The sequence below is a fragment of the Velazquezella soli genome, from assembly GCF_977018685.1.
The window spans coordinates 3,424,300-3,444,444 of the sequence record NZ_CDRNXF010000004.1 but is presented as its reverse complement, the minus strand read 5'-3'; the positions used below and the strand labels follow the sequence as shown (position 1 = coordinate 3,444,444).

Here is a 20,145-nt window from a genome sequence, read left to right as displayed (position 1 = left end):
TGCACAAAAATCCGTAAGTTATTGATTGTTTAGTGCATCAATATTATAATAAAATCTTTATTACAGGCGTCTTACATGAATGAATGCTCAAGAAGATCTTTGTTGTTCGGCGCTGGCGCGTTTGCGGCGTCGGTTGTGTCGTCAGGTCCTTCCGTAGGTGCCCGAACGGGAACGTGCCCGCTGATCGGGGTTAACCTGGCCGGTGCTGAGTTCGAGATGATTGGCGGCCGTTGGAAGTGGCCTCACCTGGAGAACCTGAATTATTACCTCTCGCTGGGCGTGAAAGTGTTTCGGATCCCCTTCAAGTGGAGCCGCCTGCAGCCCGATATTGCAAAACCGCTTGAGCCGGCGGCACTTGAGGGCCTCGATCGTCTGGTCGGCCGGGCAGTGGGCGAGGGTGCGGTTGTCCTCCTGGATATGCATGACTACGGAAGGCGCGATAAGATCGTCATCGGAGACGGCACGTCCGCGGCAATGCTCGAAAGCTACGCGGCGTTCTGGGGCGAGCTGGCACAGCGATACGGAAAGAACAGCCTTGTCTGGTACGGGCTGATGAACGAGCCGCATGACCAGGATCCCATTCTCAACCTTAACACCCAGAACGCCGCATGCGCCGAAATCAGGCGGCGTGGCGCAACGGGAACCGTGCTGTTTTCCGGCATCGCCTGGACGGGCGCCCATTCCTGGACGAAGACCTCGAACGGCACCGTGATGTTGCAGGCATTCGATCCCGCCGACAATTGCGGCTTCGACATGCACCAGTATCTCGACAAGGGATTTGGCGGCTCCAACCCGATCGCCACCGAAGGCATCGGAAAACGGTTCCTGAAAAGCGCCACAGACTGGGCGACCCAACATCGAAAACGCATCTTCATCGGCGAATTCGCCACCGGCCGAACCGAAGGCTCTCTACGGGAACTGCGCGACCTTCTCGATGCCATGATGGCCCGCCCCGACATCTTCCTCGGCGCCACCTACTGGGCCGGCGGCGGCGTCTGGGGCAACACCAACCAGCAAACTGTTGATCCCCCACGAGACAGGCCAGGCGTCATGAGCGAGCAGTTGAAGCTGCTGATGCCGTATGTTGGGTGTCGGAGCTAGGCGGAGAGGGGATTGCACGAATAGCAATGACGGTATCCGGCTTACTTCGCGAAATAAGAATGCTGATAGATTCAGTGTAGCCCGCGAATGCCGCGGGCTACACTGGAGTTACTTACCTCTCTTCTCGTCCTGCGAAAGGACGGAAGCGGCGAGTTTCTTCGCATCGGTGGGCGTAGCTTTCTTGGCGCCGGAAAGCACCTTCGAGGCTAACGAGGAAATCGGAGTTGATGACTGCTTTTTAGCCACTTTAGAACTCCACCGTTGGGGCGATATTACCGAAACGCCTGCCTGTTTTAATCTCGCTAACTCTGCCAGGATTGATTCCGAACTTAGCTGCGATGTCATGTTGCATCATTCGCTCAAGAAGAAGACGTTTGATGCGAGCAGCCATCTCCGCCGTTACGCGAGGTGAGCGCTTTCTATGGGGCATAATATTTCTCCTTATGCCTTGCGCCCTGCCTTGCCGTAGTTGGTCGGGATATGTAGAATCAAACTGCACAGTTGGATTTTCATAATCCGCTAAGACATCCGCACGGCAGAGCATTGTTTCCGTGTGCGGCCACGCATTGCGCGACTGCATCTGTCCGCCAAGACAGACCGCAGTCGCCGTCCGCGAATCTAGTATTAGCGAACACTGACAGTATTGATGTGACTGATATTGCTGTCGAGTCATTTCGGCAGAGTACAACTGGATTATGTGTTTTTCCCCTCATAATCCGTTGGTTGTGGAAAAGATGCCGGATTCATAGTGGATTCGTCTAGTTCTTTGCTGCGCGTCCGCGAATGTAATACTCGGCTTGACGCTCAGCTCCACAAACCAAAAGCCGCGCTATTCATCATTTTCGATTGAGATAATGATTGAGATCCGTGCGAGGTCTGGCCCTCTATGAAATAGGGGAGCAGTTATCCGGATCATGGAGCCATGCAAATAGCAACGATCTTACGAGGGTATGTATTCAGATCGGCAATCCGACGAGCGGCTCCCGTCATTCCGCGCATTCCGAAACATACATGGAGAGACGCCATCTGAATGATGGCCTTCAACAATTTCAATCAGGGAAAGAAAAATGGTGCTGCTAGAGAGATTTGAACTCTCGGCCTCTCCCTTACCAAGGGAGTGCTCTACCCCTGAGCTATAGCAGCAACTGCGGACGTTCGGGTTCGTGTCGTCAGCGAGGGGGCTATTGCCATAGGTTCGGGGCAAGTGCAAGCAGCAAAATCGAACTTCTTGGAGAACCATCCGGGAAAACGCCCGGGGCGCTTTCGTGTGTCGGGCTTTTTCTTTAAGGAGAAGCCATGTCGAAAAAACCAAAAACCTTGGATAGCCAGGCGCCGGCCGCACGTTCAAGCGAAGCCGAGCGGCGTGAGCTGGATCGCAAGCAGCGTGCCGCTGCGAAATTGCGGGAAAACCTGATGCGGCGGAAAGGTCAGTCGCGCGCGCGGCGCGCCGGCGAGGCGGACGAGACGCAAGGTTTGCCGGCGTCTTCGCCCTCTGCCGCAAAAACGGACGAATCATCATAGTCTTTGCAGTGCATAAACGGGTTGTGGCACGATTTGCTCTCATCCGCAGTTTTCATCACGGATTGAAGCGGGACAAGGTTTGGTCTAGAGACGCAAACCCGGCCGCTTGAGAGAAAGAGTTACCACACCATGGATCGCATCAGAATTTCCGGCGGCAACGAGCTTCACGGCACGATCCCGATCTCGGGCGCCAAGAACGCCGCGCTGCCGCTGATGATTGCGTCGCTTCTGACCAGCGATACGCTGACGCTCGAAAACGTGCCGCATCTGGCCGATGTCGAACAGCTGTTGCGCATCCTCGGCAATCATGGCGTTGATGTCTCCGTCAACGGCCGCCGCGAAAGCCAGGCCGAGAGCTATTCGCGCACGATCAATTTCACCTGCCGCACCATCGTCGATACGACCGCTCCTTACGAGCTGGTCTCCAAGATGCGCGCCTCGTTCTGGGTGATCGGCCCGCTGCTGGCGCGTGAAGGCAAGGCCCGCGTGTCGCTTCCGGGCGGTTGCGCCATCGGCACGCGTCCGGTCGATCTGTTCCTTGACGGCCTGCAGGCGCTCGGCGCCATCCTCGAGGTCGATGCCGGCTATATCAACGCGTCGGCCCCCAAGGGCGGCCTTGTCGGCGCACATTACACCTTCCCCAAGGTTTCGGTCGGCGCCACGCATGTCATGCTGATGGCGGCAACCCTTGCCCGCGGCACCACCGTCATCGACAACGCCGCCCGCGAACCCGAAGTGGTCGATCTCGTAAAATGCCTGACGGCCATGGGCGCCAAGATCAGCGGCGCCGGCACGCGCACCATCACCATCGAAGGCGTTGCCTCGCTGTCGGGCGCCCGTCACCGCGTCCTGCCGGACCGGATCGAGACCGGCACCTATGCGATGGCGGTTGCCATGACCGGCGGCGATGTGGTGCTCGAAGGCACGCAGGCCTCGCTGCTTGAAAATGCGCTCGATACGCTGCGCCTTGCCGGTGCCGAGATCACCGAAACCGAAAGCGGTCTGCGTGTCGTCAGGAACGGCAACCGGATTCAGCCGGTCGATATCGTCACCGAGCCCTTCCCGGGCTTCCCGACGGACCTGCAGGCACAGTTCATGGCGCTGATGACCATGTCGTCGGGCGTTTCGCACGTCACCGAAACCATCTTCGAAAACCGCTTCATGCACGTGCAGGAACTCGCCCGTCTCGGTGCGCGCATTTCGCTGTCGGGGCAGATGGCGCGTATCGAAGGCGTTTCGCAGCTGAAGGGTGCGCCAGTGATGGCAACAGACCTTCGCGCATCGGTGTCGCTCGTCATTGCCGGCCTTGCGGCCGAAGGCGAAACGATCGTCAGCCGCGTCTACCATCTCGATCGTGGTTTCGAGCGTCTTGAAGAAAAGCTGACACGCTGCGGCGCCATCGTCGAACGCGTCAGCGACTGAGCAATATGGCCTGAAGAGGCCGCATGTTTCGAGGGATGAGGGGCGGCCAGGGGGATACCTTGCCGTCCCTTTTTTCATGCCTATGTCAGGTATTGTCATCCAACACGCCCCGCCTCATTTTCATGATCCGGCTTTTCCATCGGAGATATTTTTATGACTGATGCATCTTCCAACGTCTGGTTCATCACCGGCTGCTCCTCCGGCTTCGGCCTGGAACTCGCCAAGCTGACAATTGCAAAGGGCTTTCCGACCGTCGTCACGGCCCGCGACAAGGCAAGGCTTGCCGATCTCATCGCCGGCCACGACAATGCGCTCGCCGTTGATCTCGACGTGACCGACGAAGGCCAGATCGCAGCTGCTGTCAGCGCTGCCGAGGAAAAGTTCGGGCGCATCGACGTCCTCGTCAACAATGCCGGTTACGGCTACCAGGCCTCGATCGAGGAAGGCGAGGAAGACGAGATCCGGGGCATGTTCGATGCCAATGTCTTCGGCCTTTTCGCCATGACGCGGGCGGTGCTGCCCGGCATGCGCGCCCGCCGCAAGGGCCACATCCTCAACGTCACCTCCCAGGCCGGCTTTATCGGCTTCCCGGGCTCCGGTTATTATGCGGCAAGCAAGCACGCCGTTGAAGGCTTTTCCGATGCGCTGTCCGCCGAAGTTGCAGCGCTTGGCATCAAGGTCACTTGCGTCGCACCGGGTCCGTTCCGGACGGATTGGGCCGGCCGTTCGCTGAAACAGACGCCTGTCAAGATCGACGAGTATCAGGATACCGCAGGCGCCCGTCTGTCGCAGACGGCAGGCTATAGCGGCCAGCAGCCGGGCGATCCTGTCCGTGCCGGCGAAGCCATGATCAAGGTCGTCGAGGCGTCCAACCCTCCGCGCCATCTCGTGCTCGGCGAAATTGCCTATACCGGCATCACCGCCAAGCTTTCGGAACGCCGCGACGAGATCGTTGCCTGGAAGGACACGACGCTCTCTGCCGACTTCCCGAAATAGTTGCTTCTTGCCATGCGCCATCCTATCTCCAGACCATCAAACAACGGGCCGCAGATCGCGGCCCAGGAACGGAATGGACGCGCATGACCGAGCTCAAGCTTCTGGCTCTCGATACCGACGATCTGGGGATCGTGTCTGCCCATATGCAGGATGCGGTCTTCAAGCTGTCCGACGTGCAGTGGTCGGCGTCGGAAAAGATATTCTCGCTGGCTGCCAACAGGTTTGATTGGGAAAAGGCCGGCGAGAAGAAAAAGGGGTTCGAGCGGCACCGTGCAGCGCTCGTCCTCAAGCGCGTGGAAGCAGTCCGTTCGACCGGTATCGACCGCAACCGCAAGGATGATGTCCTGTCGCTTCTCGCCGTGCGCTTCATGCCCAAGGGCGAGGGGCCTGATGGCACCGTGGAACTGATGCTTTCCGGCGGCGGCACCATTGCTCTCGATGTCGAATGCATCGAAGTTGCTCTTGCAGATATCGGCGGCGCATGGGAAACCGCAACGAGGCCGCGCCATCCTTGACCGGCCTTGTGATCATGGCATGGAACGGGAAGGAATATCCGCTTGGCACTCTGGCTTGAGCAGACAGCACCGGACTTCGAGACACGCTTTTCCGCTTTTCTTTCGACCAAGCGGGAAGTCTCCGAGGATGTGAACGCCGTCGTGCACGCCATCATCGATGACGTGCGCGCCCGCGGCGACGCGGCACTTGTCGACTATTCAAAACGCTTCGACGGCATCGATCTTGCAGCGACCGGCATCCGCGTGACCGATGAGGAGGTCGACAAGGCCTTCGCCGAAACGGACCGCAAGGTGATCGACGCGCTGAAGTTCGCAGCCGAGCGGATCGAAAAGCATCATGCCCGCCAGATGCCGAAGGACGATATCTACGAAGACGCGATCGGCGTCGGCCTCGGCTCCCGCTGGACAGCGATCGAAGCCGTCGGTCTCTACGTACCGGGCGGCACGGCATCCTATCCAAGCTCCGTGCTGATGAATGCGGTGCCGGCAAAGGTTGCCGGCGTGCCGCGCGTCGTCATGGTCGTGCCGGCCGGTGGCGGCAGCATCAACCCGGCCGTCCTTGCCGCGGCGCGCATCTCGGGCGTTACGGAAATCTACCGCGTCGGCGGTGCGCAGGCCGTAGCAGCGCTTGCCTATGGTACCGATACGATTGCGCCGGTCGCCAAGATCGTCGGTCCCGGCAACGCTTATGTGGCGGCCGCCAAGCGCCAGGTCTTCGGCATCGTCGGCATCGACATGATCGCCGGCCCATCTGAAGTGCTGATCCTGGCCGACAAGGACAACGACCCCGACTGGATCGCCGCCGACCTTCTGGCCCAGGCTGAACACGATGCCGGTGCCCAGTCGATCCTGATCACCGACGATGCCGAATTCGGAAAATCGGTCGAGGCAGCCGTCGAGCGACAATTGAAGACACTGTCGCGCGCAGAAACGGCCGCCGCGAGCTGGCGCGATTTCGGCGCTGTGATCCTGGTCGAGAATTTCGAAGCCGCGTTGCCGCTGGCAAACCGCATTGCCGCCGAACATCTTGAATTGGCCGTTGCCGATCCGGATGCGCTCATGGCCGGCATCCGCAATGCCGGCGCCATCTTCATCGGTCGCCACACGCCTGAAGTCATCGGCGATTATGTCGGCGGCTCCAACCACGTTCTGCCGACGGCACGCTCGGCACGCTTTTCGTCCGGCCTCGGTGTGCTCGATTTCGTCAAGCGCACCTCGATCCTCAGGCTCGGACCCGATCAGCTGCGGCAACTGGCGCCGGCCGCCATCACGCTCGCCCATTCGGAAGGGCTCGATGCACACGCCCGTTCGGTCGCCATCCGCATGAACGCCCATCCTCCGCAAGACGAGGGCTAGGGATGGGACAAGGGCACTTCCGGCTCTCGGATGTCGTCCTCGACGACTCGATCGGGCGCTCGACGCCCGATGTCGAACATGAGCGGGCAGTTGCCATCTTCGACCTTGTCGAGGAAAACGCCTTCGAGCCGGTCGGCCATGCAGGCGGCCCCTACACGTTGAAGCTTTCGCTGGTCGAGGCAAAGCTGATGCTCACCATCACTGGCGAAGCGGGCGAGGGGGTTGCGGTCCACATCCTGTCGCTGACGCCATTCCGGCGGATCATCAAGGATTACTTCATGATCTGCGAAAGCTATTACGAGGCGATCAAGACCTCCACGCCATCGCGCATCGAGGCGATCGACATGGGCCGCCGCGGCATTCACAACGAGGGCTCGCAAACCCTGATGGATCGTCTCGACGGCAAGATCCGAATCGACTTCGATACCGCAAGACGGCTGTTCACGCTCGTCTGCGTGCTCTACTGGCGCGGCTGAAGACCATGGCGGCCGATGACGAACCGACAAGGAAGCAGACGATCGGCATTCCGACCGCGATCCTCTTCATGTGCGGTTTCAACTCCATCCGTTCGCCGATGGCGGAGGCCATTGCAAAAAGCCTGCTGCAGCCCGATATCTACATCCAGTCGGCGGGCGTCCGTTCCGGCGAGCACGATCCCTTCGTCGATGTCGTTCTGGAAGAGGTGGGCCTTTCGCTCAACCGCAACCGGCAGCACAAGCCGCGGACGATGGATGACCTTGAGGATGATTTCTTCGATTTGATAGTGACGCTGACGCCGGAGGCCCATCACGCGGCGCTGGAACTCACCCGTTCGAACGCCGTCGATGTGGTCTATTGGCCGACCATGGATCCGACGGCTGCGACCGGCACGCGTGAGCAGGTTCTCGACGCTTATCGCGAGGTGCGAGAGCATCTGTGGAAGCTGATTGACCGACGGATGAGGCCCATTCGCAGGCCACCTCCGGCAGGCGATTGACGGTCTTCAAGAATCGCTGTCAAGCGAGGTTCACAAACCGGACGCGATTGTGTAGTTTCCGCGCAAATTTCGAGGCGGCTGATCAGATTTCGGCCTGCCCGACCTTCAACACAGAAAGAAAACCAATACATGGCTAAAGAAGAAGTTCTTGAATTCCCGGGCATTGTCGTCGAACTGTTGCCGAACGCGACCTTTCGCGTGAAGCTCGAGAACGAACACGAAATCATCGCCCACACCGCGGGCCGCATGCGCAAGAACCGTATCCGCGTTCTGGCAGGCGACAAGGTTCTTGTCGAAATGACCCCTTACGACCTGACCAAGGGTCGCATCACCTACCGCTTCAAGTAAGAATTTCTCGCGGCAAAGACGGGTCCCCATGGCGATCGAACAAAAGCTCATCCTGGCCTCAGGCTCGCCGCGTCGTCTCGATCTTCTCAATCAGGTCGGCATCGAACCGGCCCGGCTGATGCCGATGGATATTGACGAGACACCCAAGCGGGTGGAACATCCGCGTTCGCTTGCGCGTCGTCTTTCGACGGAAAAGGCGGAAGCCGCCTTCGCCGCCGTCAACAACGATCCCGCCTGGCGCCACAGCTATATCTTGTCTGCCGATACGGTCGTGGCGGTTGGACGCCGCATCCTGGAAAAGACTGACTATACGCAGGACGCAAGTGCTGCCCTGCATCTTCTGTCGGGCCGCGGCCACTGGGTCTATACCGGCATCTGTCTCGTTACCCCCGGCGGCCAGTTCCGCCAGAAGGTGGTTGAGACCAAGGTGCGCTTCAAGCGACTGTCGACCCGCGAGATCGAGAACTATATCGCATCGGGCCAGTGGCGGGGAAAAGCCGGGGCTTACGCGATCCAGGGCATCGCCGGCGCCTTCGTGCAGAAACTCGTCGGTTCCTATTCCAACGTCGTCGGCCTGCCGCTTCATGAAGTGACGGGTCTGCTGGCTGGCGAAGGTTTTGACGTCGCCGGCGCATGGCCGCAAGGCTGAAGACTTAAGAAGGAGGCCTGATATGGCTGAAACTTCAAACAAGGACATCACGACAGGCGGCAAGGTGGAGCCTTTGCGCAAGGCAAGGCCCTGTCCCGAATGCAGCCGCCCTTCCGCGCGCGAACACTATCCCTTCTGCTCGGACCGCTGCCGCAATCTGGATCTCTCCCGCTGGCTGCAGGGCAGCTACGCCATCCCCGTGGCCGACGATGAAAGCAAAGCCGACAACTACGAGGACTAGATCCTCGTCCGGTTCGGCCTTTGATTTCGCTCATGAAATCAGGTTTTTCACAAACCTTTCAAAAAAGTCGTCCGGGGTGCTGGACATGGCCGAACAAGATGTTATAACCCCGCTCGCTTCCCGGGGATACAAACCCCGGCCGGTCAACCAAGGACCGGAACGGCTTGCATAAAGCCCGGATGCCCGGATAGCTCAGTTGGTAGAGCAGCGGATTGAAAATCCGCGTGTCGGTGGTTCAAATCCGCCTCCGGGCACCATTTTTTATCAAGAAAATGCCTCTGTTGATCGAGTCCAGTTGAAGACGATTTGTCTCGTCTTTGCAGATCCGGGCATCTCTACCACTCACCTGCTGTTCGTCAAAAACGCGACTCCACAAGGATCGGCCGACTTCTTTGGTGAGCGGCCTCCCGTTCCCCACCACTGGCCACGAGACCGGGCGCCGCAAAAACACGTTTCGTTAACAATTTCAATTAGCTACTTTAGTAACAAACATTTGAAGCGGTGGGAGCTGATCGAATGCTCTGATCGAAATGCAGCATGATGCCGCTATAAAAACTAAAAGGCAGATTGCGGTTTATGCTTGCAAAATTGAGGTCTATTTTTTCCTGCACCCGGGGCAATTTCGGCGTGCTCACCGGCCTTATCATGGTTCCTTTGATCGGTAGTGTCGGATTGGCAATCGATTTCGGACGCGCCCTGGAGGCAAAATCCTATCTCGATGCCGCTGCGGATGCTGCGGTACTTGCTGCTGTCTCCGAAAAATCCGCAGCGGTCGCAAAAGCCATGAAAATGGCCGAGGACGGTACTGTCGCCATCGCGGACACCGAAGCCAAGAAAATCTTCAAATCTCAGTTGTCGGCCAGATATGGGGACAACATGGAAGGTTTGTCGAGCCTGCTGATCGACGTCAAGCTGGAGCTGGTAAAGTCCGACGGTGTCGTCACATCGAGACTGAAATACGCCGCCACTCTACCCACGACCTTTACGCGAATCCTCGGCAATGACGAGATGGCGATTTCGGGGCAAGCGACCGCAGCCTACCTGATACCGAGTTTTCTGGATTTCTACATGCTGCTGGACAACACGCCATCGATGGGGGTCGGCGCGACTGCCGACGACGTGGCGAAACTGGAAGCTGCAACGAAGAATGGATCGGATGGGAAAGGCAAGGACGCCAACTGCGCTTTTGCATGCCACATCGTTTCGACGAGCGGTGTCGCCGACAAAAACAGCTATTACTATCTCGCCAAAGAAGTTGGCGCGACCATCCGCATCGACGTTGTCGCGGAGGCGGTCTCGGCGCTCATGACAACGGCGCAGGAGACTCAGACCGTCTCAGGCCAATTCAAGATCGGTGCCTATACGTTCGGACAAACCTCTGCCGATGCCCAGTTATACACCGTTTCCGAGCCGACGAGCAATTTCACCTCAGTGGCGAAGGCCACGAAGATGATTGAGCTGATGAGCGTTCCGAGCCATTCGTCGCCGAACGGGCAGACCGACTACAATGAGATACTGTCCAAGATCGGCCAAAAGATCAAAACCGTCGGTGACGGGAGCAGTTCGGCGGATAGACAGCCAATCGTTTTCCTTGTCGCGGACGGCGTTGGAGACGCATACCGTTCCGATTGTACAAAGAAGCTCTCGTCATCCAACGGCGATCGTTGCATGGAGCCGTTGAATGCCAGTCATTGCAACGCCCTGAAGGCGCGCGGAATAAAGGTCGCAGTCCTGTACACGACCTATCTGCCTCTGCCCAAAGACGGTTTCTACAAGAAGTGGATCGCACCCTTTCAGAAGGAAATTCCAACGCAGATGCAATCTTGCGCCACGGAAGGCTACTATTTCGAGGTCAGTCCGACCGATGGCATAAGCGAGGCAATGGATGTCTTGTTTCGCAAGATCGTGGGCCGTGTACGGCTGACAAGCTGACGGGCCTGATCATTCCGATCTCGGTCCGGTTCACTCCTGGCCTAACCTGCCCTCACTCCACGAACACCCGCACGGTTGCAGCCCGGCCGGCGGAATCGATCACCGTCAGTGTCGAGAAGCCCGCGCCTTCGGGTAACCAGTTGTTGGTGCGGCGGCGGGAAAGATCGGTGAGGGGTTTTCCGTTGGCCAGCCAGCGGAACGGCGGGCGGCCGCCCTGCAGTTTCAGCACCAGCGGCGAGATCTCGCCGGTTTGGGCGCCGAGATCCACCTTGGCACCCTCGGGGGGATAGACGATCTGCGGGGCGGCTTCGCGGGTCGAGGCGCTGATCAGGCCGCTTGCCGTCATCGAGAAGCGCCGCTGGCCCATCGGCAGGTTCGATTGCGCCAGCCGGGCCGTGGCTGATGGTGGCGATGGATGCGGTGTGATCGCGACGCCGGAGCGGGCGAATGCCTCAAACAGGATCGGCGCCGCTGTCTGGTAGCCGGCGATGCCGGGCACCGCACCATTGTCCGGCCGGCCGACCCAGACACCCAGTACGTGGCGTCCATCATAACCCACCGACCAGGCGTCGCGGTATCCGTAACTCGTGCCGGTCTTGTAGGCGATGCCGAGGCGGCGGCTTCCGGTTGGCGGCAGCACATCCGAAAGGATGTCGGTGACGTTCCAGATCGCCTGAGGCTCCAGCAATGGCTCGCTGTCCAGACGCGCCGCGACGGTGTCGATACCGTTGCCGAGGCGGACCGGCTGACCGCCATTGGCGAGAGCCGCATAGGCCTGGACCAGATCCCTCAGTGTAATGCCGACCCCGCCAAGTCCGATCGCAAGGCCCGGCGCCTCGTTCCGGGGAAGCACCGGGTGCACCGCTGCCCGTCGGAAGCGGATCATCAGGCGTGACGGGCCAACTGCATCGAGCAGCCGGATCGCCGGAACATTGAGCGACAGCTGAAGCGCCTGGCGCACCGTGACATCGCCCTGATAGCTCATGTCGAAATTCTTCGGCCGATAGCCGAAGAAATCCGCCGGTCGATCCTCGATCATCGTTTCTTGCGCCACCAGCCCCTGTTCGAAGGCAAGTCCATAGATGAACGGCTTCAGGGTCGATCCCGGAGACCGCAGCACCCGTGTCATGTCGATCCAGCCGGCGCGGCTGGCGTCGAAGTAATCGGCGGAACCGACCTGGGCGACAATCTTCCCCGTTACCGCATCCGCCATGACCATGGCGAGCGATGCTTTCGGTTCGAGCCGCGTCGAAGCCTCCCGCGCAACCTCTTCCAGCTTCTGCTGAATGCCGCGTTTCAGCGTGCTCTGGTATCGCGGCACTCCGGGCTGTTTACGGATCGCGGCTTCCGCCATATGCGCCGCAAGCGCCGGCAATTGCAGTCTGCGCCGGGGGAGGCCGTCTTGGGACGCCCGTTCCGCTTCTCCTTCACCCGTCAGGGACGCGACGGCCGGCCGGGAGAGAACGCCTTGACGGGCCCGCATGGCCGATTGCGGATGCCGGTCCGGCCGACGCGTTTCCGGCGATTGCGGCAGGGCCACAAGCAGAGCTGCTTCCGCCACCGTCAGCCGCGCCGGCTCCTTGCCGAAATAGGCAAAGCTTGCAGCCCTCACCCCTTCGAGATTTCCCCCATAGGGCGCGTAGGTGAGATAGAGCTCAAGGATCTCCTGCTTGTCGAGGCGGCGTTCGATCTGGATGGCGCGGGCGATCTGCAGGAGCTTTGCCGAAAATGACCGGGCTTCCCTGGGCTCGATCAGACGCGCGACCTGCATGGATAGCGTCGAGGCGCCGGAAACGATCCGCCCGTTGACGAGAAGCTGGAACGCCGCGCGGCCCATCGCCTTCAGGTCAATGCCGCCATGCTGGTAAAACCGCTGGTCCTCATAGGCGACAAGCATTTTCAGGAACCGCGGATCGACATCCGCGATCGAGGTTTTGAGACGCCAGCGGCTTTCGGGTGTGGCAAATGCACGGAGCAGAAGCCCGTCGGCATCGAGCACCTCTGCCGATACGGTTTGCGCCTTATCGAGCGGTGGCGGATAGGCACGGTCTGCAGCGTCAAGCCCGATCGCCAGCCCCGCCGCGAGAGCTGTGCAAAGACCAAGGCCCAACGAATACGTCCATCTGCGTCTCATGGCATTCTTCTCGTCGTCCTGCCGCTGACTGCCTCGACTTCGCTTTGCAAGGCGATCGTCATTCGAGGCTTCCTGGTCGCAATCTCATGCTGCAAGCTGCCGCCCGTTGAGGCGGACGGCAGCCACCTGCCTGTCGTCTCTCACGGCGCCGCCACAACCTCCATCTTGCCCATCGCCGTCCTTGCGGAAAGCTGCGGACGGTACATGTCATCCACCTGTGCCGCCGGATGATCGTAGGTGCCGGGTGTCACGGCGCGCACCACATAGGCGAGCGTGATCTTGCGGTTGTCACCCTCGGCGCGGTTGAAGGCTGCCACGAAACGGTCGTTGCGGAACTCCGTATGGGCAGCCTGCACCTCTTCGATCCAGTCGAAATTGGCAAGGCTGGCGCTGTTGACGATGCTCGGATTGTCGATCTCGAAACCTGCCGGCAGGAGATCGGTCACGACGATGCGAGACGGCCAGTCGTTTGTCTCCGTGACGTTAAGAACGACGACATAACGCGTGTTCTGCTGCGCCGTGCTGACATTCGCCTCCTCGCCGTCCATCGTGTAGTAGGTGCGGGTTATCTCGAAACCATCGCCGCCGGCGGCAAGTGGCTGTGCCGGGGCCGCAACCGTGGTGATGGCCGCAGACAGCTTATCCTTGCTGTCGTTGCGCACCGTCAGCGGATGATCGAGCAGCACGTCGCCTGGCATCTGCGACATCAGCGTCCCGATGTGGGCCGCGCCGTTGACGCTGAGACGCAGGTCTTCGTCGCCGTTCTGCAAGGCCCGGGCCGCCAGCAGCATCCAGGTCTGTTCCTGCGTGCTGGTATGTTTCTTCGCCACCCATTCCTTGGCAACGACATTGGCAAGTGCAGGCACGATCGGCGGCACCGGCCGACTTTCGGCGGCTAGCGCCAGAACCGCTGCACCATCTCGCAGCGAGGAGCCGTAATCCGAACGGCTGAGGCTGACTTTCTTGATCTGCGCTTCTTCCGACATCTGCAGCGCGTCGTTGAAGATGGTGCGTGAGCGTTGGGCATCGCCGTAGAGCGAAAGTGCTGCAGCGATATGCGCCTTGGCAAGCGGTGTCGGGAAGTCGCCGAGCATCGTATCGGCGTAATAGCGCAGGTCGCTGATCGCAGCCTTGCGGTTGCGCGCAAGCACGTAGAGCGCATAGGCAATCTGATTGCCCTGGTCGGCGACATTGGTCGTGTAGGCCAGCGTGTTCTGCAGATTTTCGAGCGCCTGGACGAGAGGCTTTTCAGGCACGTCGAAACCCTGTTCGCGGGCCCGCGACAGGAAGTCGGTGATATAGGCGTCCAGCCAGAGATCGGTGCCGGCACCATCAGGTCCCCAAAGCCCGAAACTGCCAGCCGATGCCTGGAAGGAGAGCACGCGGAAGATCGCATCTTGCACGCGCTTCTTGACCTCGGCATCATCGGCAAGCCCGTTCTGAACTGCCATCTGGCTCAGATAGAGAAGCGGAAGTGCCCGGCTTGTCGTCTGCTCGGCGCAGCCATAGGGATAGCGGTCGAGGCTCATCAGCAGCGCCGGAATATCGAACGCGTTGGAGCGGCTGACATTGACGCTGACCGAGGCGCCCTGAAGCACGCTGTCGGCAAGAAGGTTGGAATCCACCGTTACGCTTGCGCCGAGCTTCAGATCCACCAGCCGGCGCTCCGTCACCGGCATGGCCGCCGGGCGAACCGGGATGTTGAGAACCTGATCGACCGACAGGCCGGAAGCATTCGAGACCCGGATCGAAACAGTGCCGTCACCCGGCCCGATGCCCACCAGCGGCAGCGTCACACTCGTTTTTCCGCCAGCCGCCAGTTCGACCGGCTTGATCGCGCTCTGGCCGACCGCAACCGGGTCGTTTGTCGTAATGCCGAGATCATAGGTGCCGGCGGGTCCGTCGGTGTTGACAATGTCCAGTCTGAGGTTGCTGTCGTCTCCCGGCGCAAGAAAGCGCGGCAGGCTGGCGGTCACGACGATCGGATCGCGGATGATGACGTCTTTCACCCCATGACCGACCCCGGATTTCGACCAGGCGACGGCCATGACGCGCGCCGTGCCGTTGAACTGGGGAATGTCGAAGGAGACATTCGCCTTGCCTTCTGCATCCAGCTTCACCGGCCCCGAGAAGAAAGCGACCAGCTTTTCCTTTGGCGGGCTTGCCTGCAGCGCGATGCTGCCGCCATCACCGCCGGTTCGAAGGCGACCGGTAGCACCAAGCGAGCCATCGATCAGCCGGCCGTAGATGTCACGGATTTCGAGCCCGAGACGGCGCTGGCCGAAATACCAGTCGTCCGGCGCCGGTGGCTCGTAGCGGGTGAGATTGAGGATGCCGACATCGACGGCTGCCACCGTCACATAAGCGTCTTCGTTGGCGCCGGCACCGGTCACGGCCACGGAGATATCCAATGGCTGGCGCGGCAGGGTTTTATCCGGTGCCGTGATCGCGACCGCGAGATCGCGCGCTTCCGGATCGACCTTCAGCCAGGTCACGCCGATCGCCCGCATCGGCATACGGTTTTCACGCGCAGCACCCGGGCGGTAGAGCGTTGCGGTCACATAGGAACCTGCTCCCCATTCGGCCGTGACGGGGATCTCGATCTCTCCGCCGGTCTCCGCAAGGCTTGCCGTCTTGACCGCGGTCAGCTGCTCGGAGCCTGCAATGATCATCAGTTCGCCGGCATAACGCGAGGAAACCTTGAGCTTGGCAGTATCGCCGACCTTGTAGCTCGGCTTGTCGAGGGCAATCTCCAGCGCGTCGGGCGTCTCGGTCGACGTAGCGGTCACGAACCAGCCGGCATCGAACTCGGTGCTTGAGGCCGGGCCGCCGGCATCGACCGTCTCGACTTCCAGCCGGTAACGGCCCCATGCGACCGGAACCGAAATCCGGCCGCCGTCAGCAGTTACGTCAACGCTGCCATTGGATACCTGCTTGGTGCGGGTGATCGGCTCGTAGCGCCAGGAACTGCCCTCGCGATACCACTGATAGTCCTGCTCGACCTTGACCAGCTTCCAGGCCAAGCCTTTCGCGGCCTGCTTTGCTCCGGTCTCGTCCACGAGGATGACGTTGAAACTGCCGACCGCGCCCTCGGGCAGGTCACCTGAAAACTCCGGCTTGATGCCGATCCGCGGTCCATCCGCCTTGACGGGTAGCGACAGTGTCCGCTCGATGGCACGGCCACCGGTTTCCTGCATGCGCACGACGATATCGGCATTGATCAGCTTGGTGGTCGAGGGAAGCTCCGCGACATCAGCCGCAAACGATGCCTTGCCGTCTTCATCGGTATCGTCGAGGGCCTCGAGCGGAATGCGGACGGTTTCCGCCTGTTCCTCGTCTGCAAGGCCGAACTGGTAGCCCGGGAAGGCAGCGTTTTCGCGGGTCGGCTTGAGGGCGATCTCGCCTTCCAGGCCAAGTCCCGCCGCCGGTGCGCCATAGAGGAAACGTCCGTCAATCTCGACCGTAGCGGGTTCGCCGACCACGATTTCCTTCGCCGCGCTGGTCATGTCGAACTCGATGCGATCGGGCACGAAATCATCGACCAGAAACGTCTTTTCGCCGATCGCCGAGCCTTTGGGATCGGTAAAGACCTGCATTGTCCAGGTCCCGCGCATGGACGTGTCCTGCAGCGCGAGATCGAGCGTATAGCCACCGAGCGCGCCTGTTTTCACCACGCGGCGATCCTCAACGCCGTCAGGGCGCAGGAAGACGAAGGTGAGCGGCAGGTTGTCGATCGCGGTCGCATCCACATTGCGGGCAAGGGCGCTTGCATGCACCGTCTCGCCCGGCCGGTATATGCCGCGTTCCGTCCAGGGCAAGAGATCGATCGCGCCGGGTGCCGGCCGGCCGGTGACGCCGCGATCGGAGAGATCGAAACCGGCGCGGGTCATGTCGAGAAACACGTAGTCCTGGCCGCTGTTTTGCGCCGTCAGCACCGCCGGCACCATGGCCGCCGTCCCGCGCATCAGGCCGGCCGTAAACGTGGCACGGCCATCGCCATCGGTCTTTGCGGTACCGAGCACTTCGTTATTCTTGGCAAGAAGCTGCAGATCGACGCCGGCAATCGGCTTGGCCGAACCGAGCGAGCGGGCAAACACACTGAGGCCGTCGGTGCCGGCATATGTGGTCAGCCCGATATCGGAAACGACGAACCACTGCGTCGCCTTGTTATCCCATTCCTGCGAAATGGCGTTGGCGGCCGATGCGGTCAGCACATAGACGCCGGGCTTGCGGTTCGGCAGCGCCTCGTCGACCGGGAAACTGGTCGCGACATCCTTGTTGAGCTCGCGGTTGGATTCGGGCCCAAGAGCGATCGTGCCCTGCCAGACGAGTTCGCCGTTTTCCTGCTCGATGCGGTCGGCAGTGTAGCCGCTCATCTGGGTCAGAAATTCCGAATCCGTCAAAAGCGGCGCGATATTGCGGTCGCCGATCCGGTAGAGCTTGAGAGCGGCCTTTTCGGTATTCACCGAAACGATCGGAATGCCACGCCGGGCCGTGGATGGCAGCACGAAACTGTCTCCGGTAAACCGCACCGTCGGAGAGCGATCCTTGACGTAAAGGTCGAGATCCACCTGAGCTGGCAGCGGTTCATCGACGGAGGAGGGAAGGCCTCGCCGCAGCGACAGCTTGTAACGCTGGCCGTGGGTCAGACCCTCGACGCAGATCTGGCTGTCCTTCGCCTCCATCGCTTTCGGCGCCTTGCCGTCCAGCGTGACGAAGGGTGCATAGTCGACGCCGGCCTTCACCAGAGGATCGGAAAACTGAACGCAGGCGCGCGGATTGGCGCTGTCTGCATCGACCGTGTTGCCGGTCACGCGAAACCCGTGACGCTCGCGAAGGTCGTTATAGGAAGCCTGCACCGTGCGGGCGCTGACCAGCGCGAGGCTCTGCTTGTAGGCGGAAATCGCCTGGCGGTAAGCCTGCTGCTTGGCAAGCGCTGCACCGAGAACGGCAAGCGCATCGGCTCTTGTCTGGGTCGTTCGGGTTAGAAGATAGCCGTTGATGGCGCCAAGCGTCGCATCGCCATCTGCAGAGCCGTTGCCATTGGCGGTGGAGGCTGCGCGGGCAAATTCGATCCAGAGTGCGCCATCATCCGGCGTCAGCGACAGGGCGCCTTTGTAATTATAGATCGCATTATCGAAGCGACCTGCGAGAAGTTCGGCCTGCGCGTCGGTCTTCAGTCTTTCGACATCCCGGCCCTGCTGGTTGTCACCGAGCGTCAAGCCATCCTTCTGCTCGCGGGCCTGCTGAAGCAGTTCTTCCGTCAGAAAGGAGAGCCGCGGCGCCGCTCCGATATCCGGCTCTGCCGCCACTTCGACGATCTTGCCGGCGACCGCGCCTATAAACGGATTGAGCTGCGCGTGGTCGGACTTGAGAAAGCACCACTTGGCTTTGACATTATAGGTAAAGGCGCGGCACTGGTTGTCGCCGATACAGGCAGTTTCGCACTGACCCTGGCTGACATTCTTGACGGTCCGCAGATCAAAACCCGAATAGTCCCCATCCGCCGTGGTCTCTATCCGCCGCTCCGCCGCAGTCAGAGGCAGCGCCAGAACGAGAGACGAAAACAACAATGCGGAAAGTCCGAAGATCGCGCGCCTAGACATCAAAAAGTCCCCCCGGTGGCTGCCGTCCAAGTTATGTTGTCGGATCTGAGTAAGCACTTGTCAACGGAAGTAAAGCCAACCGTCGGCATCTGTTTTGTCTATTTCTGTGCCGTCGTAGACTGCATCAGTCGAACGGTTCTGTCATGGGGCTATCGATCACTGTGGAAGCCGCTTTCTGCAAGACAGTGTCCGAGGACCGCGCTGGAATCTTCAGCGATCTGGCCCCTTACAACACCCGCCCCTTCATCTCCGAGAGCAGTTCGATCGCTTCCTCGAAGCTGAGCGGCTTGTGGAGGGTAGGGTGGAGATAGCGGGCGTAAAGGATGTAGGCGGCTGCGAATATCTCTTCGGGAGTTCGCTTTGCCGTCCGCCGTTCGCATTCCTGCCGGTCGTCCGTTGCGCCCCAGCCCGCATAGAACGGCATCCCCAGACAGGTGACCGGGATGCCGCGGATAAGTGCCTCGAAGCCTGACAGCGATGTGATTGTGTAGACATGATCAACGGTTTGAAAGGCATCTGCCAGGGTGATGTCCTGTTTCAGGATCATCGCCAGATCGCTCACGTCATTTGGATCGGACTGGTTAGCGCGCGTTCCGTGAAGCACTTCCGGGTGCGGCTTGTAGATGATCTGGGCCTGCGGGTTCTCGCTCGCGGCAATTCGCACCAGTGCATTATTATCGATGATGCGGTCGCACCCCAGTCGGATCGAGGCATCGTCCTCAACCTGACCGACGACGAGAATGCGCTTCCGATCGGTTTTGGGTCCATAGACTGCGGCGATATCGGTATCGGTCGAGGTGTTGTACTTGGAAAGCCGCGAGGCAATGAGCTTGTTAATGCCAGTCCGGGCACGCGCAATCAGGTCGGGGTCGGCGTTGAAGTCGTAGGCTTCGATCAGTTGTTCGAGGTCAGAACGCTGGGTCGCGTCGAAATACATCCCCGAACGATCGAAGCACAAGGAAAGGGGTGGCGCTTTGAAGGCGCCGAGAGATATGGACCGGATGAACCCGTCTTCGACACGGATGATCGGGATGTTCCGTGATCGACAGAACTGTTCGATGTGGGGCTGAACCTTGTAACCCCAGACATAGACCTTCGAGCCTTTCCGCGCGGCAATGGCGGGAGCGATAACAGCATGAAACCAGACTTTTCCGACATGCCTGCTTTTTTGCGAAACGGTTTCGCCGTCCAGCCAGTGGCGCACGTTTTTTTTCCACGGGCTCATCCCGAACACATAGGCACGCGGCTTGACCCCGGCCCACGTGAAAGATGAAAGCACCCAACCCAGATATCGCTCGTACATCGCGCGTGTCACCGCAAGTTTGTCAGGAATGATCCTCACCTGAAG

At 60.3% G+C, this 20,145-nt stretch carries 15 protein-coding genes and 2 tRNA genes; 13 read left to right on the top strand and 4 right to left on the bottom strand.

Annotation, left to right across the window (positions count from 1 at the left end):
• Positions 1-216 precede the first annotated feature (216 nt).
• Positions 217-1,101 (top strand): glycoside hydrolase family 5 protein, encoded by an 885-nt coding sequence (locus AC0JZ8_RS20255; RefSeq protein WP_471893291.1) that lies wholly within the window; start codon positions 217-219, stop codon positions 1,099-1,101.
• 1,068 nt (positions 1,102-2,169) lie between these two features.
• On the opposite strand, the gene AC0JZ8_RS20250 is transcribed toward AC0JZ8_RS20255, so the two are convergent.
• Positions 2,170-2,244 (bottom strand) — tRNA-Thr (locus AC0JZ8_RS20250).
• Between the two features lie 153 nt (positions 2,245-2,397).
• Here AC0JZ8_RS20250 and AC0JZ8_RS20245 point away from each other — a divergent pair.
• From AC0JZ8_RS20245 to AC0JZ8_RS20190, 12 genes are all read left to right on the top strand, one after another.
• Positions 2,398-2,622, top strand: a complete 225-nt coding sequence (locus AC0JZ8_RS20245) for a hypothetical protein (RefSeq protein WP_471893290.1) — start codon at positions 2,398-2,400, stop codon at positions 2,620-2,622.
• Positions 2,623-2,751: 129 nt separating this feature from the next.
• The gene (murA, locus tag AC0JZ8_RS20240) at positions 2,752-4,044 is read left to right on the top strand and encodes a UDP-N-acetylglucosamine 1-carboxyvinyltransferase (protein ID WP_471893289.1); all 1,293 of its coding nucleotides are present in this window, start codon (positions 2,752-2,754) and stop codon (positions 4,042-4,044) included.
• Between the two features lie 153 nt (positions 4,045-4,197).
• Positions 4,198-5,040: an oxidoreductase gene (locus AC0JZ8_RS20235; protein ID WP_192087542.1), complete on the top strand. Its 843-nt coding sequence runs from the start codon at positions 4,198-4,200 to the stop codon at positions 5,038-5,040.
• Positions 5,041-5,123: 83 nt separating this feature from the next.
• Positions 5,124-5,555, top strand: a complete 432-nt coding sequence (locus AC0JZ8_RS20230; RefSeq protein WP_062579055.1) for a DUF2948 family protein — start codon at positions 5,124-5,126, stop codon at positions 5,553-5,555.
• Between the two features lie 42 nt (positions 5,556-5,597).
• Complete coding sequence (gene hisD / locus AC0JZ8_RS20225; RefSeq protein ID WP_062453858.1) at positions 5,598-6,911, top strand: histidinol dehydrogenase; 1,314 nt, start codon at positions 5,598-5,600, stop codon at positions 6,909-6,911.
• Between the two features lie 2 nt (positions 6,912-6,913).
• Positions 6,914-7,387: a UPF0262 family protein gene (locus AC0JZ8_RS20220; RefSeq protein ID WP_062453857.1), complete on the top strand. Its 474-nt coding sequence runs from the start codon at positions 6,914-6,916 to the stop codon at positions 7,385-7,387.
• Positions 7,388-7,455: 68 nt separating this feature from the next.
• Positions 7,456-7,887 (top strand): arsenate-mycothiol transferase ArsC, encoded by a 432-nt coding sequence (locus AC0JZ8_RS20215; protein WP_062454876.1) that lies wholly within the window; start codon positions 7,456-7,458, stop codon positions 7,885-7,887.
• A gap of 129 nt (positions 7,888-8,016) precedes the next feature.
• Positions 8,017-8,235: a translation initiation factor IF-1 gene (gene infA, locus AC0JZ8_RS20210; RefSeq protein WP_062453856.1), complete on the top strand. Its 219-nt coding sequence runs from the start codon at positions 8,017-8,019 to the stop codon at positions 8,233-8,235.
• Positions 8,236-8,263: 28 nt separating this feature from the next.
• Positions 8,264-8,884 carry a Maf-like protein gene (locus AC0JZ8_RS20205; RefSeq protein ID WP_471893288.1) on the top strand — a complete coding sequence of 207 codons (621 nt, stop codon included), beginning with the start codon at positions 8,264-8,266 and terminating at the stop codon, positions 8,882-8,884.
• Between the two features lie 22 nt (positions 8,885-8,906).
• The gene (yacG, locus tag AC0JZ8_RS20200) at positions 8,907-9,125 is read left to right on the top strand and encodes a DNA gyrase inhibitor YacG (RefSeq protein WP_062579059.1); all 219 of its coding nucleotides are present in this window, start codon (positions 8,907-8,909) and stop codon (positions 9,123-9,125) included.
• Between the two features lie 181 nt (positions 9,126-9,306).
• Positions 9,307-9,382, top strand: a tRNA-Phe gene (locus AC0JZ8_RS20195).
• 319 nt (positions 9,383-9,701) lie between these two features.
• Positions 9,702-11,057, top strand: a complete 1,356-nt coding sequence (locus tag AC0JZ8_RS20190) for a pilus assembly protein TadG-related protein (RefSeq protein ID WP_062453853.1) — start codon at positions 9,702-9,704, stop codon at positions 11,055-11,057.
• 52 nt (positions 11,058-11,109) lie between these two features.
• Here the strand turns inward: AC0JZ8_RS20190 and pbpC are convergent, their stop codons facing one another.
• From pbpC to AC0JZ8_RS20175, 3 genes are all read right to left on the bottom strand, one after another.
• A complete protein-coding gene (gene pbpC / locus AC0JZ8_RS20185; protein ID WP_471893287.1) occupies positions 11,110-13,191 on the bottom strand; it encodes a penicillin-binding protein 1C in 2,082 nt (693 codons plus the stop codon).
• Between the two features lie 140 nt (positions 13,192-13,331).
• Positions 13,332-18,797, bottom strand: coding sequence for an alpha-2-macroglobulin family protein (locus AC0JZ8_RS20180; protein WP_471893286.1), 5,466 nt, complete (start codon positions 18,795-18,797; stop codon positions 13,332-13,334).
• A 226-nt stretch (positions 18,798-19,023) separates the two neighbouring features.
• Entirely contained in the window at positions 19,024-20,022 is a 999-nt protein-coding gene (locus tag AC0JZ8_RS20175) for a capsular polysaccharide export protein, LipB/KpsS family (protein WP_471893285.1), read from the bottom strand.
• Between the last annotated feature and the right edge of the window lie 123 nt (positions 20,023-20,145).

Bases quoted from the DNA above. Each gene is read 5' to 3' on its own strand.
- AC0JZ8_RS20255 (WP_471893291.1), top strand. From the start codon at position 217: ATGATTGGCGGCCGTTGGAAGTGGCCTCACCTGGAGAACCTGAATTAT.
- AC0JZ8_RS20245 (WP_471893290.1), top strand. From the start codon at position 2,398: ATGTCGAAAAAACCAAAAACCTTGGATAGCCAGGCGCCGGCCGCACGT.
- murA (WP_471893289.1), top strand. From the start codon at position 2,752: ATGGATCGCATCAGAATTTCCGGCGGCAACGAGCTTCACGGCACGATC.
- AC0JZ8_RS20235 (WP_192087542.1), top strand. From the start codon at position 4,198: ATGACTGATGCATCTTCCAACGTCTGGTTCATCACCGGCTGCTCCTCC.
- AC0JZ8_RS20230 (WP_062579055.1), top strand. From the start codon at position 5,124: ATGACCGAGCTCAAGCTTCTGGCTCTCGATACCGACGATCTGGGGATC.
- AC0JZ8_RS20220 (WP_062453857.1), top strand. From the start codon at position 6,914: ATGGGACAAGGGCACTTCCGGCTCTCGGATGTCGTCCTCGACGACTCG.
- AC0JZ8_RS20215 (WP_062454876.1), top strand. From the start codon at position 7,456: ATGTGCGGTTTCAACTCCATCCGTTCGCCGATGGCGGAGGCCATTGCA.
- infA (WP_062453856.1), top strand. From the start codon at position 8,017: ATGGCTAAAGAAGAAGTTCTTGAATTCCCGGGCATTGTCGTCGAACTG.
- AC0JZ8_RS20205 (WP_471893288.1), top strand. From the start codon at position 8,264: ATGGCGATCGAACAAAAGCTCATCCTGGCCTCAGGCTCGCCGCGTCGT.
- yacG (WP_062579059.1), top strand. From the start codon at position 8,907: ATGGCTGAAACTTCAAACAAGGACATCACGACAGGCGGCAAGGTGGAG.
- AC0JZ8_RS20190 (WP_062453853.1), top strand. From the start codon at position 9,702: ATGCTTGCAAAATTGAGGTCTATTTTTTCCTGCACCCGGGGCAATTTC.
- pbpC (WP_471893287.1), bottom strand. From the start codon at position 13,191: ATGAGACGCAGATGGACGTATTCGTTGGGCCTTGGTCTTTGCACAGCT.
- AC0JZ8_RS20180 (WP_471893286.1), bottom strand. From the start codon at position 18,797: ATGTCTAGGCGCGCGATCTTCGGACTTTCCGCATTGTTGTTTTCGTCT.
- AC0JZ8_RS20175 (WP_471893285.1), bottom strand. From the start codon at position 20,022: ATGAGCCCGTGGAAAAAAAACGTGCGCCACTGGCTGGACGGCGAAACC.